We start from the raw sequence: 16,811 nt of genomic DNA, 5'->3' as shown, positions 1-16,811 counted from the left end.
TTTCTTCTGAGTTTTCCGAACACTTTGCCCGCCACGCAGGCAGTTTCTCGATCCAGGGCCCGTGGCGAGCACTGAACTTTCGCCAATTGCTTCATCGTAAGGAATATCCAACCGCCGAATACTGCCTCAAACGGCGCCTAAATCGCCCCTCTGGGGTCCGTTTTGACCTGCTTGATGCCGGTTTGAAGGCAATGGGCGTTGGAGGCACCGTCTATTTCTGCCTCACGGAGGGCTTGAGATCTCCAAATCGAAGGAGAACTGGCGATGTAGTTCCATAAACCCGGCATCGAACCCTCTGGCAACGATTGGCCGACTCAGAATCCGCCATTCGCCTGAACTCCTCCCCATTACCTATAGGAGAGAAGGAGGTGGGATCTTGCCTCCGGGTATGGTTCCGGGGATACAGTGGCTGGGACTTCTACAGGGAAGACTACACATTTCCGCTGAAGCGCCCCAGCCGATTGCCAATCGGCGGCATAGCAGACTGCCAGTCTGCGCTACAGGCGCTTCGATCCCGCGCCAATGTTCGCAGGCATCACCTATTCAGACCCACGGTTTCTGAGACCCACCGCTGGCGATGCCACGGAAGGTCGCAAAACGGCGCAATCTGTAGTGAAGACCTTTTGAGTCCAAAGTCGCAGAATCAAGGTCCAGAGGTTCCTCAACCCCTTGAGGTCGCCAAAACGGGGTCTTAAACCGGTCTGTCCCCGGCGGACACCCGGCGGGCGTGCCGGCAAATCAGTTTGAGTCGCGCGCCTCTCCTACCGCCCCCACAAAGTCGGCCCCAAATTTTGCAACACTCGCAACAACTGCAACACACTCCCCCCACCCTGGAAGGGGCACTGCCAGGCTGAAGCGTTGGAAAAGCGGGAATTTTTTTTCCTGGTCGGGAAACCCGCCTGAAATAGTCCCCCTCCCCCCTCGTTTTTATCAACGCAGATTAAAGATTCCAATCGAAAGAAAAGAGTATTGACACGTTTCCGCATCCCTTCTTAGGCTCATGGAAACGGCCGTCCGTTACAAAAAACAATAGGGGGAACAACCATGCATGTGACCATCCGCCGCTATAGCATCCACCCAGGATCAACCCAGAGGTTGATTGATCTGATCAACGAGGAGTTTCTTCCCACGATCAGCCAGGCACCGAAGTTCATCGCCTACTACGCGGTGGATGAGGGAGACGGAGACATCAGCGCCGTGAGCATCTTCGAGGATGAACAAAGCGCACTTGCCTCGAACCACCTGGCAGCCGCCTGGGTGATGAAGAATGTCGCCGCACTGATCTCCCAACCGCCAAAAATCATCTCCGGTGAGGTGGTGGCGATGGCGGAGTCTGGGATGGCTATTTCTTAGTCATCTCGTACACGCCAGTCCAGCTCTCCGGCGGGTTCTTGATCAGGTGTTCGCAGCGCTCTTGATACACGTGAGTGAGGGTGTCCCCCAACCCTTCGTCTGCAGCCTGGTTGAAGCGCCCCAATGCCTCGGTGAAGCGGCCGTCACGGTATGCTTTGACACCGTCCTCAAACGTCTCCAGCCCCGGCGGACGTTGCGTCCCTTCCTCCCCTAAAACGGCGAACACATCCGTGGGCACCTTCTTTCCTTTAACCTGTACGAGATCGGTAGAGCGAAGCAGGAATGCGCCACCCAACTTGGAGCGCACCGCCTCGCTGACAACCAGGTCCACCCCGTACTCCTTGGTGACCCCTTCCAGGCGTGAGGCCAGATTGACCCCATCACCAATGACAGTGAGATCCATTTTTTCATGCGGGGAGTCACTGCCGATGTTTCCTGCCACGACTTCTGCCTGATGGATGCCGATTCCGAACTGGAATGTATCCATGCCTCTATTGGTCCAATCCGCATTCAATTTCGCCAGCGACCGTCGCATGGCCATTGCTGCACGAACTGCATTCAAGGCATTTTCCTCGTCTCCGTCTGAGTTGACAGTTCCCCAGAGGGCCATCACCGCATCTCCAATGAATTTGTCGACAATGCCGCGGTTTTGAACCACTGCGGCCACCATGGAGTTGAGGTATTCGTTCAATTGCCTCACCATGTCCGAAGCCTCCATCTGCTCAGACTTCGAAGTGAACCCCCGCACGTCTGAAAAGAGGACGGCAACCATCATTTTTCGGCCTTTCAGTGTTGTGTAGATTCCCTCGCGGTCCCGCATCATTTCACGAACCAGCTCTGGGGAGGTATAGCGCGCCAGGAAACGCGAAAGTTTGCGCGACTCCCTCAGCTTCAGATAGTAGTTTCCCGCAAGCCCAGTCAGTCCACAGAGGTTCAGAGCAAGGCCGAAGGGCAACGGGGAAACCTCCCTGCCCAACTCGTCGAATGCCCAGGCGCATCCATAGTACACCGACACAGTGACCGCCACCAAGCCAATGAGAATCACGAAGGGTTGTCTGACTGCAACGATCAATACCCATGCCAGGATGAAACCAGTGCCGAGGGATGCCACGATCCACCACCACGGGGCGCCAGTCAAAAATTCTCCCGCCATCAAGGCGGAAAGCGTGTGCGCGTGCAACTGCACCCCGGCAATCTCGCCCAAAGGGGTGCGCTGAAAGTCCTGTAGATGGGTGGCAAACGCCCCAACCATCACGATCTTGTCCTTGAAGACGGCACCATCGTGAAAATTGCTTTTCCACAAGGAATCAACGAACACCTCGTGTAACGACACCTCTTGATAGGAAGCACTGTCGCAAAAGCGAATGGCCACGGGTTCGGGAAGGTTTTGCGAGCTTCCCGGTTGCACCCCCTCTGCCAACGCGATGGTCACGTGAGGTAGCGGTTGCTCCAGAGGGTTCGGAGGACCTGCCTCTCCCAATAGTATTCCCTCTGCTTTGTCTGCGGTCACGCGTGGCATCAAGGTCCGCACCACGTCATCTCCATAAGTGAAAAAGTTAAGATACCCCACATGGTGCTTCGCCATGCCACCAGGGCCCACTACCGCTTCAACTGGGGCCGCCAACAATACCTGCGACATTCCTCGGGCTTGGAATTTGTCATACTTCGCCCCTAGAATCAGTTTGCCAGAATATTTCTCCACCGCCTCATGAAGCAGGCGGTCATCGTCGGGGGTTGGATCATTCTTGGAGAAAGTAAGGTCCAGGAAAACCATCTTCGCCCCAGCCTGAAAAAGCCGGTCGGCAAGAAGCGCCCAAACCCGCCGCGGATAAGGGTACCGCTGTTGCATCTGTTGCAATGCTTGAGACACTTCGAGGTCTTCTGGCCACACACTGTCCAGCTTGATGCTGACATCATCGATCCCCAGAATGACGATATCGTCACGGACCGGCGTCTTCCTCCCCTCGCGATGGTACTGGTCAAGGACCACCCGGTCGCGCGAATCCAAGGCCCGCCGCGTGGTCCCTACGCTGTAGGCCACCGCCAGAATGCCTGCCACGGCGAGCATGAGCGGCAAGATGAGCCACTGCGTCGAAGTTGTTGCTTCGCTAGAAAGGGTGTTCGGGCGACGTTGTTCGGACACGGAGTGTTTTGAGTGGGGTTGGCAACTGGTGTGGATCCTGCTTTCCGGCGTCCATTCCATGCTGGACAACGCCAAAAAAGCTCTCTAGTTTCTCATCTTGGCACATTTTGCGCATCTTCTGGCCCAATCGCAAATTTTCCTCACCACACACTCATGATCCCTGCCTTCTCCCGTCACCTCTCACTACTGACCCTAAGTCTCGGTTTCATTTGGGGGACAGGTGCCTCAGCGCAAACCTTCCTCGACCCGGCCCGCGCCTCGTCCGCAGTCAACCCGGACGCCGCCAGCCAGGCCCTGATCAAGAGCCAGGCCGCTGCCGCCTCCGCCGGGCTGGAAGAAGACAACGCGTACGCCCCCGCTTCTCCTGGCGACAGCGATCTGGGTGCGCAGCTCATCCTGAAGCGGCAAGAGAAGTCCTACCCCTTCCGTGCCTGGCTGGACTCGGGCGGATACTGGACAGACAATGCCGCCAACGTGAGCGAAGGCGAAATCGACGACTGGTTCTTTGTTGGAGGCGTGAACCTGAGCTGGCAGCAGCAGCTCTATGGCCGATTCTACGGCGATGTGTACGCAGGCCAGCACATCTATCGGTATGACAGCCTCAGCGAGCTCGACTACGAGGACGGCGAGGCCGCAGCGGGCTTCCTGGTGCTGATGCCGGAGCTGGCCAACTCCATCCTGCACGTCCACTACTACTACCAGCGCATCACGCAGGACATCGGCGACTCCGCCATCTACCAGACCCACAATCTGAAGGCCGGCATCCAGAAGTCCTTTCTGATTAACCGCCTCAACAGTTTCAACGTCAACCTGACTGCCTCGCTCGCACTCGATACCGAGCCGGACGTCCTGCAACGCCACGAGTACTCCGCCCAGTTCGGATACACTTACAAAATCATGCGCGATCTGCTTCTTGGCGTTTCCTATCGCCTCGCTTATTATGACTACTTCAATCTCGACGGTCGGCAGGACTGGTACCAAAACTGGGGCATCGGTCTGACCTGGCAGCCCTACGAGTGCCTGGACATCACAGCCAGCTACAATTTCAGCCTGAACGAGAGCAACCGCCCGGCCTTCGACTATGAAGCTCAACTGGCAGGCCCCTCCCTTGCCCTGAAGTTCAAGTTCTAGAAATCGCCGGCCGATCGTTCTCATCCCCTCACCTGACCTCCGAGTTCCGCCAAGCCAGCTTCCCTCACCCGCCATGAAATCGAAACCCACTCTCCTGCTCCTGGCAATCGCCGGAGTCACGCCGCTCCTGCCGGGCAGCCTGTCTGCGGCAGGCTACACCAAGGCGGAGTTCACCCGGCTCTTTAAGGACGTCAAAGTCCTCAAGGAGAACGTCGCTCCCAGGGACGCCACCGTAGGCGGTGAAATTGACCCCGTGACCTCCGTGGCCACCGGCGAAGGATCCCGGGCCGAGCTCAAGTTTCCTGACAACTCGCTGACCCGTCTGGGCGCGAACTCCCGCTTCACCCTGCGCGGAGACCAGCGCACGCTGGACCTGAACGAGGGGGTGCTGCTGCTTCAGGTGCCCAAGAAGATCGGCGGGGCCAAGGTCCGCACGGCCGCCGTCACCGCCGCCGTCACCGGCACCACCTGCCTCTTTGAGTACCTTCCCGGCGGCTTCATCAAGCTGATCGTGATCGAGGGCTCCGTGGATCTCATTGACAACTCGAACCCGTCCAACTTCAGGAGCGTCAACGCCGGGCAGATGATCGTCATGAAGGCGGAGGACATGAAGGCTGGCAACACGAAGAAGGCCAAAATCCAATTCCCCGAACCGGTAGACGTTGATCTCAAGCTCCTCCTCTCCACCTCCAACCTGATCAGCGGCAACGACTCCGGCATGCCCAACTTCATGCAGGTCGCACAGGCAGTGGAAGATCAGCAGAAGGAGATCAAGAAGGGCAAATTGGTCGCCACCAGCTTTGTGCTTCCCGGCCGTGGCACCCTTGTCGGCCTCACCAACGACACTCGCCTGAACCTCTTTAAGAACGTCCAGGTTAAAGACACCAGCCCGCCCCCGACGACTCCCAACAACCCGCCTCCGGGAAACAACAACACCCCACCTCCCGGCACCACCCCCACCCCCTTCCAGGGCTTCCAGCCGCTCATTTCTGGCACCACGGTGCTGAACAACAACTCCCTCATTCAGACCAATCCTCACGTCACGGCCTACAACAGCGGGCCCAACTCCACCATCACGTCTGAGGGCGTCATCTACGATGCCACCGTGGAGTCCCCCTTCACCTACTTCGGCTTTGGCCGCACTCTCCCAGTGGAGAACACCGCCTTCCAGCCCTATCTGGAATCCAAGGGCGATGGCAAATGGGCCGCATTCAAGTTTGGCAGCCTGCTGATCAACGGCACTCCCTACTTTGAGTACCCGTCCAACACCACCTTAAGCTTCGGGTATGGTTCATCCGGGGTCAGAAACGTGATCCTCGCCGCCGAAGGCGACATCCGCCTGGCCAGGGACAACAGCTTCGGCCCGGGCAATGATGCCGTCAGCTACGAGCATTCCCTGAACCTCTGGTACAGTGGATTGAAGAGCCTTGTCCTCTTCTCCAATCAGGGCAACATCGAGCTTGAGAAGTGGTTCGCCATCTACGGCGGCTGGGTGGATCTCTCGCTGGTGGCTGCAGGTTCCACCTCAGACGTCAATCTTCTGGGTGAAGTTGCCATCTGGGGCGACCTCCTCGTCAGCGCTGGCCAGGACGTGAAGATCGAGCACGATGTCGCAGCCAAGAACATCAACATCGCCTCTGGTCGCGACGTCAACATCAAGGGCAAAACCAGTTCCGGTTACGGCTACGGTTATGGGTATGGTTACGGCCACGGGAACAAGAAGATCACGGCCAAGGAAAACCTGACCATCTCCGCCAAGCGCCACATCAACATCACGAACTCCTCTGAGCTCAAGGTGCTGAGCAACTGGTGGGATCACGATGCCCTGCTCCGCCTCGAGTCTATCGGCGGAGACATCAGCGTCATCCAGTCCACGCTGGAGGCCCGGAACATCGAGATCGAAGCCATGCAGGGCAACATCACGCTGGACCGCTCCTACATCAATGCAGGGGATGTGCTGAAGATCAGCGCACTGGGGCCGAATGGTGAACTCCGCATTGGCAACTCCTACCTGAACGGTGACCAGGTCGTCCGCCTCTTTGCGGAAGGTGCCAACGGCCGGGTGTACTTCGTGGACAACTCCACCATCCAGGGCAAGTACATCAGCATTGCTGGGGCCACGGTGGAAATCGCCACAGGCAAGGTGGTGACGCTCAAGCCGGGCTACAACAAGATCCCGAACGTTTACACGGACAATCCGAAGTTTAACGACGTGGGCAATGCCTACGGCAAGTTCAAGCGCGGGTACAACACGACAACGCCTGTCACGGTCAAGCCCTTTGCCCAGCGGAATGGCCCTCCGTAAGGAGGAGTGGGGAGCGGGAAGAAGGTTATTTGAAGTCGCCGCTTAGAAGCACGAGATCTCTGGGGCCAGGAATTCCTTCGGGAATGCCTGTCCTTTTTTTTGGGGGGGGTGGAGGGGTGGTTGAACGTGCAGAAGCGGGGGCGAATACGCTGGGACACTTGTCGCCTGACCACACTCTCACGAGTGCAGCTACATTGAGGTCTGGGGTGTTTGTGGCGGCGTTCGTGAGAACGTGGAACGCGGGCCTTGGCAGGTGCAGACGAGCTTCTTGGGCAGCAAATGCCCCCTCACCTCACCCACGCCTTGAGCGCCTGCTGCAGCTTGTCATTCACCTCCACATTCAGGGAGCGGCCCACGCGAAGCACGGCCTCTTCCCCAGAAGCGGTCATGATGCGCAGGTGAACTGGCGTCTCGCCTGGGTGATCCATCAGGATCTTGTGAATGGCATCGAGGTCCTTGGGACCGTGCTTGAGCACGTCCATGTAGAGAGCCAGGGGCTTAGGTTTGCCATTGGGTTTCTCCGGTTTGACGGGCTTCAGCGGCTTCACCTCCTGCACCGTCATGCGAATGGTTTCCGAACGGGAGTCCTTCTCGCAACGGCCCTTCATGCCGATGACCCCGCCATCCACGAGCAGATCCTTGAACTTCTCGTAACCCTCGCTCCAGGAAATCACTTCGACCGTCCCCGAGAAATCTTCCAGGGCGAAGGTCGCAAAGGCACGGTTGTCCTTCTTGGTGTACTTCACCTCCAGGCGCTGGATCAGGCCGGCAACGCGGAGGCTGACACGCTCCTCCTTCACCTCCTGCACATCAGCGATCCGGGTGATGTACTTGCTCTCGTAAATGTGGCGGTAGTTGTCCAGCGGGTGACCGGAGACGAAGAAGCCAAGCAGCTCCTTCTCGAAGGCCATCAGCTCTTCCTTCTTCCACGGCGGCGGGCCCGCAGACTTGGTAAGAGTGTTCTTCGTCGCCCCCATCGTGTCATCGTCAAACAGGCTGACCATGCCCGCCTTCCTCTCCTTCTGCCGGCTTGAGGCATTGGAGAGTACCTCATCCAGCACGAAGCACATGCCGGCACGGTCCTGTCCCGTCCAGTCAAACCCGCCCACCTTGATGAGCGGCTCCATGAGGCGCTTGTTGATCATCCGCGAGTCCACCCGCGCACAAAAGTCCTCAAGGCTGGTGAAGGGTCCGTTCTTCGTGCGCTCGACAATGGCGGCGGCCATGGCAGCCTCCCCCACGTTCTTCACCGCCGCCAGGCCGTAGCGGATGGCATTGGGCACCTCACTGCCCTCGATGCACTCCGGCGCAAACTTGAGCGAGCTCTTGTTCACATCTGGTGGCAGGATGGTGATGCCCATGCGCTGACATTCGGAGACGAAACCCGCCAGCTTGTCCGTGCTGTTGACTTCATAGGACAGCACTGCGGCCATGAACTCCACCGGGTAGTTCGCCTTCAAGTAGGCCGTCCGGTAGGTGACAATGCCGTAGGCAGCAGAGTGCGACTTGTTGAAGCCGTACCCGGCGAACTTTTCGAGCAAGTCGAAGATGTCGTTCGCCTTCTTCGCCGGGATCTGGTTGGTCTCACCGCAGCCCTTCACGAAGATCACGCGCTGCTTCTCCATTTCCTCCGGCTTCTTCTTACCCATGGCGCGGCGGAGCAAGTCAGCCGCACCAAGCGAGTAGCCGGCGAGCAGGTTGGCCGCCTTCTGCACCTGTTCCTGGTAGATCAGAATGCCATAGGTTTCCTTGGAAACGTCCTCCAGCAGGGGGTGGAGATACTCCACGCGCTGCTCCCCTTTCTTACGCTTGATGAAGTCCGGGATGAGGTCCATCGGCCCCGGACGGTAGAGGGCCAGCAGAGCGATGATTTCCTCGATCTTGTCCGGCTCCAGCTGCCGGCAGGTGAGAGCCATGCCGCCAGATTCCATCTGGAACACTGCGATCGTCTCGCCCTTCCTCAGCATCTCATAGGTCACCTTGTCATCCAGCGGCACCGCATCCAGGTTGAAGTCAGGGAACCTCAGCCGGACGAAGTCCACGGCATCCTTGATGACCGTGAGCGTCTTCAGCCCTAGGAAGTCCATCTTCAACATGCCGACATCCGTGAGCGGGCCCATCGCAAACTGGGCCACCACTTCCCCTTCACTGCCCCGCGTCAGCGGAATGAAGTTGTCCAGCGGCTGGTCTCCGATAACGATGCCCGCCGCGTGGATGCCGGCGTTTCGGGTCATCCCTTCCAGGAAGGTGGCATACTGCCAGAGCTGCTGGGTGCTGCTCTCGTTTTCAAGCGCCGCCTTCAGTTCAGGGTTCTTCTCGACGGCGGACTCCAGATCGATGTTCAGCTCCGTCGGGATCATCTTGGAGAGCCGGTCAGCGTCCCCATAGCTCCAGCCCAGCACGCGACCCACGTCACGCACCACGCTCTTCGCACCCATGGTGCCGAAGGTGATGATGTGGCTCACAGAGCGCTCTCCGTAGTGCTGGCGCACGTACTCGATCACCTCCGGCCGGCGGGTCTGGCAAAAGTCGATGTCAACGTCAGGAGGCGACACACGTTCCGGGTTCAGGAAACGTTCGAAGATCAACCCGAAACGGATGGGGCACAGATCCGTGATCCCGAGCGAGTAGGCCACCAGGGAACCGGCCGCCGATCCACGGCCCGGCCCCACCGGGATGCCGTGGTCCCGCGCCCACTTGATGAAGTCCCACACGATGAGGAAGTAGGACGTGAAGTTCATCTTGTTGATGATCCCCAGTTCGTAGTCCAGACGCTCCCTGAGCGATTCATCATTCCTGGCACGCTCCTCCCCGTAGCGGAAAATCATGCCGTCTTCGCAAAGCTGCCGGAAGTAGCCTTCCCGGGTCAAACCCTCCGGTGGCGGGAACTGGGGGTACTTCTCAATGCTGGAGGCATCCAGCTTCAGCTTGATGTTGCACTTCTCCGCGATCTCCAGGGTGGTATCACAGGCTTCTTCGAAGTCTTCAAACAGCTCCCGCATCTGCTCGGCCGTCTTGAAGTAAACCTCAGGAGAATAGTGCAGCCGTTTTTCATCATGCACGTTGGCTGCGGTGCCGATGCAGATCATGACGTCATGCGCTTCATGGTCCTCCTTGTTCAGGAAGTGCACGTCATTGGCCGCCACCATCTTCAAGCCAAACTCCTTGGAAAACTCACGCAGCTTCAGCATGCAGCGCTGCTGCTGGGCCATGCCGTGGTTGTGAAGTTCGAGGTAAAAATTGTCCTTCCCGAAGATGTCAATGAACTCCTGGACCGTCTTGCGGGCCTCATCCTCGCGGTCAGTGAGAATAAACTCGTTGATCTCGCCGCTGATGCACCCACTCAGACAGATCAATCCCTCGGAGTGCTTTTTCAGAGCCTCCTTGTCCACCCTCGGCTTGTGATACATGCCGTCCAGGTGGGCCAGCGTGACCAGCTTCACGAGGTTCGCATACCCCTCATTGTTGGCCGCCAGGAGCGTGAGGTGCGAGCTGCGCTTCCGGCCCGTCACATCCTTCTTCTCCCACATCGATCCGGGAGCGAGGTAGATCTCGCACCCAATGATCGGCTTGACCCCGGCCTTGTTGGCCTCCTGGTAGAATTCGATGGCCCCAAAGAGGTTGCCGTGATCCGTCATCGCCACCGCCGGCATGCCCAGCGATTTGGCCTTCTTCATCAGATCGGGAATCCTCACCGCCCCATCGAGCATCGAGTATTCCGTGTGCAGATGAAGATGAACGAAAGAGGCAGACATGTCCCTTTGAGATAGGGCAGAAAACAGGTCCGCGCAAGGCTCCCGGACCTGGAACTAAACTCAAGTTTTCAGTCCGGCGCCCCCCTCAGAGCCAGCAGCATCCACCCCCGACAGCCCTACCCTCTAGGCCATCTCCGCCTTCCCCAGGAACTCCCACTCCATTCCGTTCTTCCAGTCCGGATTCCCCTGGGAAAAGGAGGTGAACTTCCGGACGATCTCGCCCGCGCTGAAATCACGCTTGGCCCGGAATTGTTGTGAGGTCGAATCCTGATGCGCGAGTTCAAAACCCACATCACGATCCCCGCTGGCTTGCAAGAATGTCCCGTCCTCCAACTGGTCAAGAATCAGGAAAGCATCCCCTTCCCGGGAATCGAGTGCGAATACAGCCTCTCGAATATCCCGCTCCGTTGGGTTCTCTACACTGACGCCGCCACAAATGCCCAGCGTGTATCGTTTCATACCAGATCAGGGGTGAGATTATGCCTCCAGTAAAGGCGACGTTTTGTGTAAAACGATTATGTGAGGATTTTGTTGTGACAAAATAAACACAGACCCATATTTTTATCAATTGCACATTATGCCTTTCTCAGATTTGACACCGTTTCTGGGCCAAGCAACTCACGTATCCAGAGTTTAGAAAATCCCTTAGCTCCATCAAAAAAGAGATTTTTGTGGATGCAAAGGTGGTAAATTTCTCGAAAGAACCACCGATGTGCGTAGGGTGCTGAATGCCAATCACTCTACCCAAAGGCGGGAACATTTCTCTGTCCTCCGAAGAACATTCCGATGGAAAACTGGCTGTGGCTCTTGGATTCAGCGCCACCCCTGGCCTCAACAGTCCAATCGATGTCGATGCGAGCGCTTTCCTGCTGGGCGAAGACGGGAAGGTTCGGCGGGGAGCCGACTTCATTTTCTACAATCAGCCATCAGACGAGGAGAGCCGGTTCATCTGCCTTCTGGAGAATTCTTCCGGGCAGTCTGCGAGCTCAAGCTCCGAGGATACGGATTCGGACCACGTCCGATTCTCAATCGATCTGGAGGCGATCCCCGCAGAGATTCATCGGATCGTCTTCTGCCTGACTTTGCATGGTGCCGAAGAGAGACGGCAGAATTTCGGATGCATCAAGAAGCTCTATCTCCGCGTCCTCAATCGAACACAAAATCTTGAAACAGTCCGCTTTGAAGCAGTGGGCGAGTTTTCGACAGAAACGGCACTGCAGGTAAGTGAGCTCTATCGGCGGGGTGACGACTGGAAGTTCCGGGCAATCGGCCAGGGATTCGCGGGCGGGTTGGCATCGCTCGCCACCGGCTTTGGGGTGCACCTGGAGATGGCTACGGACGCGGATGATCAACCACCTGCGAAACAAGACGATGCGAATGAGACAGCCAATTTTGAAGTTGTGCCTCCAAGCATCAGCAGCGGCAAAGCGCCGCCCAGCCTGACAGATGGTTTCAGTACAGATCTCCCCTCACTCTCGAAGAAGAAGCGCAGATCCAGCTCGGAGATCCTGGCGGCGCAGACTGAGGAGATTGCCCGCGCGATGAAACCGTTTCTCCCCCAGATCGGCCTTACTTTGAGAAACGCCGCGAACGAAAGCAGCACCCGCATTTTGCTTGATCGTATCCTGCAGCAAGTGCTGGGATACAGTCTTGAGGAGATCAAACCAGAGCACAAGATACAAGGTCGCACGGCGGACTACGTGCTCTCGCCAGGCGGAGTCGATTCTGTGGTGATTGAGGTCAAACGCATTGGAGCGCCCCTGAAGCAGAAGCAGATTTTTCAGGCCACCAGCTACGCCGCCTACTCGGGGATCAAATGGGCGCTGCTCACCAACCTCATCACGTGGAAACTCTATCGGGTGTCCGCAACCGACAAGATTGAGCCGCACCTGGTATTCACCATCGATCTGAACAAGGGACTCTCCGAAGACGCCGCCCACTATCTGACCCTTATCTCGAAAAACGGCATCGTACGGAAAACGCCATTGGAAAGACTGTGGCAGATCCGGCGATCCCTCTCCACTGAGAGCCTGATTGGAGCGATCCTGCACGACGATGTGCTTAGCCGAATCCGCACCCTTATCGCGAGAGACACCGGCATCAATCTCGACACAGCCGATATCAAGGCCGCGCTGGAGCAGGACATTTTGAAAATCGAATAGGAAAAAAAGGGACCAACCGCGTCAGCGATGCCAGTCTGAGCGAGTACTGGCATCGCGAGAACGGTCACAGCGTGCAGCTGGACCGCTCCCAGCTAGAGCTGCAAAGCCGCGATCTGCGCCATCAAGTCTTCGCTGATTTTCCTGTATAGATCCTTGCCAGTCTCAGTGTAGTTGGCGGGATCATAGTACCACGGCTCCCCTACCACGAGAGTCACTTCAGAAGGGGCTGGCATGGAGCCGCCGCGAGGCAGCGCTTCCCGCGTACCAAAGAGCCGCACGGGGATGACGGGAACGTCAGACTTGGCCACGATCAACCCGACTCCGGGTTCACCGGGCAGCATCTTCCCGTCCAGATTGCGGGAACCTTCCGGGAAGATCAGCACCTTCTCTCCCAGCTTGAGCTGGCGGATCACGGCTTTCAAGCCACCCATGTCTGGCTTGTCCTGGTCCACCGGGATGCAGTTCCACGCGCGGTAAATGGCGCGCGATACGGCATTGCTCATCAGCGACTTCCTTGCAAGGTAGAAGATCTCCTGGTCGAGCGCGATGCCCACGGCCGGCGGATCAACGAAGCTCGCGTGATTGGAGACAATCAATGCGCCACCTTTCAGATCCAGCCTCTCACCACCGATGACTTGATAGTTGAAGAATCCCCGGGCGAGGGTCTTGAATGTCTGATAGCCCAACCAGTAAGAGAGTTTCATGCGGATGCTACAGGAGCTTGGACCGGACCCGTTTCAGGGAAACTCCGGGATGCCAGAAGGGCGAGCACATGAGCGACCACTTCTGCGAGATTCATTTCTGAGCTATCAACCACCACGGCATCTGCCGCCGCCATGAGCGGTGCGGTCTTCCGCGTGGAATCCATCCGGTCGCGATCGCGTACCGAATCCGTGAGCCCCTGGAGGCCGCGACGCTTTGCGCGGACTTCCTCAGAGGCATCGATGTAGAATTTCCAAGGAGCATCGGGGAAGATCACGGTTCCGATGTCACGCCCTTCCATCACCGCGGGCTGCGCGAGGCCGAGACCACGCTGGAGATCGAGCAGAAGCTCACGCACCTTGGGGATGCGAGCGACATGAGAGACAGCCTTGTTCACCGGCTCGGAGTTCAGCTCCCCTTCCACATCGGCACCATTCACCAGAATGACACTGCGCCCCTCCTGAACCGGACAGGTGAACTTCGTACGATCAATCACTTCCAACACCGCCGCTTCGTCCGTGGGATCCGCTTCCGCCAGGATCACTGCCAGCGTGGCGGCACGGTACATGTTACCGGTGTTCACATAGGTCCAGCCGATGCGGGCCGCCAGTTCCCGCGCCACGCTGCTCTTTCCAGAGGCAGCAGGCCCGTCTATGGCGATCACCTGGGGTACCACCTTGGGTGTGGATTCGTCGAGGGTCGTCATGTTCAGTCTTTGGCGAGGCGTTCACTCACCTCAGAAGGAATGCTGCTGATGACGGGGATGGTCGTCTCGGGATCCAGCGGCTCACGCTGGAAGAGTTCGAGATGTTTCTCAAAGCCGGGGTAGGAGGTGCTGATGCACTCCGTCTCGTTGATGGTGGTGACACCTTCTGCGAAGAGGCCGGCCACGGCGAAGGCCATGGCGATGCGATGGTCACCGTAGCTCTCCAGCTCGGCCCCATGGAGGTCCAGTCCGCCGGTGATTTCCATGCCATCGTCAAACTCTTCCACATGCACGCCCATGAGGCGCAAGTTTCGCGCCACGGCAGCGATGCGATCCGTTTCTTTCACACGCAGCTCTTTGGCATCCCGAATCACGGTCACTCCCCGAGCCAGGGCTCCGGCCACTGCCAGAATGGGGAGTTCATCGATCACGTTGGGGATCTCCAGCCCACCGATCTCCGTGCCCACAAGATTCCCGCCTTGCACGGTGATGTGACCACAGGGTTCACCGTCGCTGGTTTCGACCGTGTCGTTGATGCGGGCCCCCATGCGGACGAGCACGTTCAGGATGCCGGTGCGGGTGGGGTTGAGTCCCACCTTCTTGATCGTGAGGCTGGCCCCAGGACTGGCCGCAGCGGCCACAAGCCAGAAGGCGGCGCTGGAGATGTCCCCAGGCACGAACAAGTCCTTGGGCTGGGGCTTCTGCCCGCCATAGATGCTGATCGCGTGGCCATCACGCACCACCTTCACGTCGAAGTGGGCCAGAAGGCGCTCCGTGTGATCGCGAGTGGTGACGGGCTCCACGACGGTGGTTTTTCCGGGTGTGTTCCAACCCGCGAGAAGCACCGCGCTCTTCACCTGCGCGCTCGCCATCGGCAGCGTGTAGGTGATGGCTTCCAGTTCGCCACCGTGAATGGTGATCGGAGCCGAGATCTTTTCCCCCTGCCCTTCCAGCCGCGCGCCCATCAGGCTGAGCGGATCTGCCACACGCTTCATCGGGCGCTTGGAGAGGCTGGGATCACCCGCCATCGTCGAGGTGAAAGACTGGGCCGCCAGGATGCCGGACATGAGCCGCATCGTGGTACCAGAGTTGCCGCATTCAATGGTCTCCGAGGGAGCCTTCAGCTGCATGCCATGCCCGGTGACGGTCAGCTTCACCGGCTTGCCACGACTGTCGGTCTGGAGCACCTCGTACTCCGCCCCCATGGCCTTCATGGCGTCCAGGGAGCAAAGGCAGTCATCGCTGGAAAGGAAGTTCTCGATCAACGTCGTGCCCTCGCACAGGCCGGCAAACATGACCGCGCGGTGGCTGATGCTTTTGTCCCCCGGCACAATGAGCTCGGTGGGGACGTGTTTCAAAGAACGGACTTTGAGCTGGGACATGGAGGTGTTGGCGTATGAAAAGAAAACTGACCGAAGCTGGCGAATTTCGCCGGGTTCACACCACTCCGTCACGGAGGGTTTTCGCGTTCTGAAGGAAGTGGTGCAATGCCCTGTCATCCACGTTTTCGAGGATCGCAAGCAGTTCATTGTAGAGGTCCCGGGCCGCCTGAACGGAGGCCAGAACCTCATCCCTATTTTCGAGGAGAATGCCCGTCCACAGAGCAGGATCCCCTGCGGCCACCCGGGTGGTGTCGCGGAACCCATTCCCGGCACAGGCTGCCGCAGAGGGATCCTCATGAAGCGCTGCCAGGGCGGTCACCGCCGCCGCAACGTGCGGCAGGTGGCTGATGCGGGCGACCTTGCGATCATGCTCCTCTGGCGACATCTCCAGCACCCGGCAGCCCAGCAAGGCCCAGAAAGCGCGGACCGTGGTCAGAGCCGACTCTGCCGTGAACAAGGTGGGGGTGATGAGGCAAGCAGCGCGCTGGAACAGATCCGGACGGGCGGCCTCCAGGCCGGCACGTTCAGAACCCGCCATGGGATGGCTGCCTACAAACCGGTAGGTGGAACGGGCAAAGACATCTTCCAGTGCCGTGACGACAGTTGCCTTCACGCTGCCTACGTCCGTCACCACACAATCCGGGGCCACCACGCCCTGCAACGCCACCATCTCGGCAGCCAGCGCAGGCATGGTCTCCACAGGTGTGCAGAGCACCACAAGGCCTGCCCCTTGAAGGACCTCCTCCAGCTTGGTGGAGGCGAAATCAGAGAAGCCGCGTTCTGTGAGCACTGCGGCCGCTTCAGGTCGTCGAGCCCAGGCTCGCAGGTGCACACCTGGGAGGCTCGCACGCAGCGCCATCAGCATGGAGCCGCCGAGCAAACCGGGGCCCAAGACAGCGATGTGGAGTGGCAGCGAGGTATTCAACGAAACAAAGGAAAAGCGTTCAGGAGGGTCGGGCCGTTGGGATGACAACTTCCCTGTCACTCAGGCACTCAGCGGCGGCGATTGCCGGGGAAAGAAAAGGCGCGTTGGAACCCAACGCGCCCATTTCAAATTCTGCTATCGCCCCGGGACGCTTACGGGACAAGGAAGATTTTGCCGGTGCGCGGGTCGCGCACCTTCTGGCCGGGGGTGAAGTCACGCACATCCACCATGTTTTCCGGCTTGGCTT

At 58.6% G+C, this 16,811-nt stretch carries 12 protein-coding genes; 5 read left to right on the top strand and 7 right to left on the bottom strand.

Annotated features, from left to right (window positions below; all coding sequences use genetic code 11):
* Together BV034_RS35995 and BV034_RS13020 are read left to right on the top strand one after the other, a co-directional pair.
* On the top strand, window positions 1–278 hold a 278-nt coding region (locus BV034_RS35995; protein ID WP_265592947.1), incomplete at its 5' end, for a hypothetical protein.
* 766 nt (window positions 279–1,044) lie between these two features.
* Window positions 1,045–1,353: a hypothetical protein gene (locus tag BV034_RS13020; RefSeq protein ID WP_063768774.1), complete on the top strand. Its 309-nt coding sequence runs from the start codon at window positions 1,045–1,047 to the stop codon at window positions 1,351–1,353.
* On the opposite strand, the gene BV034_RS13015 is transcribed toward BV034_RS13020, so the two are convergent.
* A complete protein-coding gene (locus BV034_RS13015) occupies window positions 1,343–3,496 on the bottom strand; it encodes an adenylate/guanylate cyclase domain-containing protein (RefSeq protein WP_265592946.1) in 2,154 nt (717 codons plus the stop codon). The genes BV034_RS13020 and BV034_RS13015 overlap by 11 nt on opposite strands.
* Window positions 3,497–3,649: 153 nt before the next feature.
* Here BV034_RS13015 and BV034_RS13010 point away from each other — a divergent pair, with 153 nt between their 5' ends.
* Both BV034_RS13010 and BV034_RS13005 read left to right on the top strand, forming a co-directional pair.
* Window positions 3,650–4,627 (top strand): outer membrane beta-barrel protein, encoded by a 978-nt coding sequence (locus BV034_RS13010; protein ID WP_050027444.1) that lies wholly within the window; start codon window positions 3,650–3,652, stop codon window positions 4,625–4,627.
* A gap of 73 nt (window positions 4,628–4,700) precedes the next feature.
* Window positions 4,701–6,932, top strand: coding sequence for a FecR family protein (locus tag BV034_RS13005; RefSeq protein WP_050027443.1), 2,232 nt, complete (start codon window positions 4,701–4,703; stop codon window positions 6,930–6,932).
* 287 nt (window positions 6,933–7,219) lie between these two features.
* On the opposite strand, the gene dnaE is transcribed toward BV034_RS13005, so the two are convergent.
* Together dnaE and BV034_RS12995 are read right to left on the bottom strand one after the other, a co-directional pair.
* Complete coding sequence (gene dnaE / locus BV034_RS13000) at window positions 7,220–10,687, bottom strand: DNA polymerase III subunit alpha (RefSeq protein ID WP_050027442.1); 3,468 nt, start codon at window positions 10,685–10,687, stop codon at window positions 7,220–7,222.
* Window positions 10,688–10,810: 123 nt separating this feature from the next.
* On the bottom strand, window positions 10,811–11,146 hold the full coding sequence (locus BV034_RS12995) for a hypothetical protein (RefSeq protein ID WP_050027441.1): 336 nt from the start codon (window positions 11,144–11,146) through the stop codon (window positions 10,811–10,813).
* A 269-nt stretch (window positions 11,147–11,415) separates the two neighbouring features.
* Between BV034_RS12995 and BV034_RS12990 the strand changes: the two genes are divergently transcribed.
* The gene (locus BV034_RS12990; protein ID WP_050027440.1) at window positions 11,416–12,849 is read left to right on the top strand and encodes a TerD family protein; all 1,434 of its coding nucleotides are present in this window, start codon (window positions 11,416–11,418) and stop codon (window positions 12,847–12,849) included.
* Between the two features lie 92 nt (window positions 12,850–12,941).
* Here BV034_RS12990 and BV034_RS12985 read toward each other — a convergent pair whose 3' ends face one another.
* The 4 genes from BV034_RS12985 to BV034_RS12970 are packed head-to-tail and all read right to left on the bottom strand — an operon-like array spanning window position 12,942 to window position 16,531.
* Window positions 12,942–13,553 carry a lysophospholipid acyltransferase family protein gene (locus BV034_RS12985; RefSeq protein WP_050027439.1) on the bottom strand — a complete coding sequence of 204 codons (612 nt, stop codon included), beginning with the start codon at window positions 13,551–13,553 and terminating at the stop codon, window positions 12,942–12,944.
* Window positions 13,550–14,257, bottom strand: a complete 708-nt coding sequence (gene cmk, locus BV034_RS12980) for a (d)CMP kinase (protein WP_050027438.1) — start codon at window positions 14,255–14,257, stop codon at window positions 13,550–13,552. The genes BV034_RS12985 and cmk overlap by 4 nt, the downstream gene beginning before the upstream one ends.
* A gap of 2 nt (window positions 14,258–14,259) precedes the next feature.
* Window positions 14,260–15,639 (bottom strand): 3-phosphoshikimate 1-carboxyvinyltransferase, encoded by a 1,380-nt coding sequence (gene aroA / locus BV034_RS12975; protein ID WP_050027437.1) that lies wholly within the window; start codon window positions 15,637–15,639, stop codon window positions 14,260–14,262.
* 55 nt (window positions 15,640–15,694) lie between these two features.
* Window positions 15,695–16,531 carry a prephenate dehydrogenase/arogenate dehydrogenase family protein gene (locus tag BV034_RS12970; protein ID WP_265592945.1) on the bottom strand — a complete coding sequence of 279 codons (837 nt, stop codon included), beginning with the start codon at window positions 16,529–16,531 and terminating at the stop codon, window positions 15,695–15,697.
* Window positions 16,532–16,811 lie beyond the last annotated feature (280 nt).

This window comes from Verrucomicrobium sp. BvORR034 (assembly GCF_000739635.1).
Classification (GTDB): Bacteria; Verrucomicrobiota; Verrucomicrobiia; order Verrucomicrobiales; family Verrucomicrobiaceae; genus Verrucomicrobium.
This window is presented reverse-complemented; position numbering and strand designations above follow the sequence as displayed.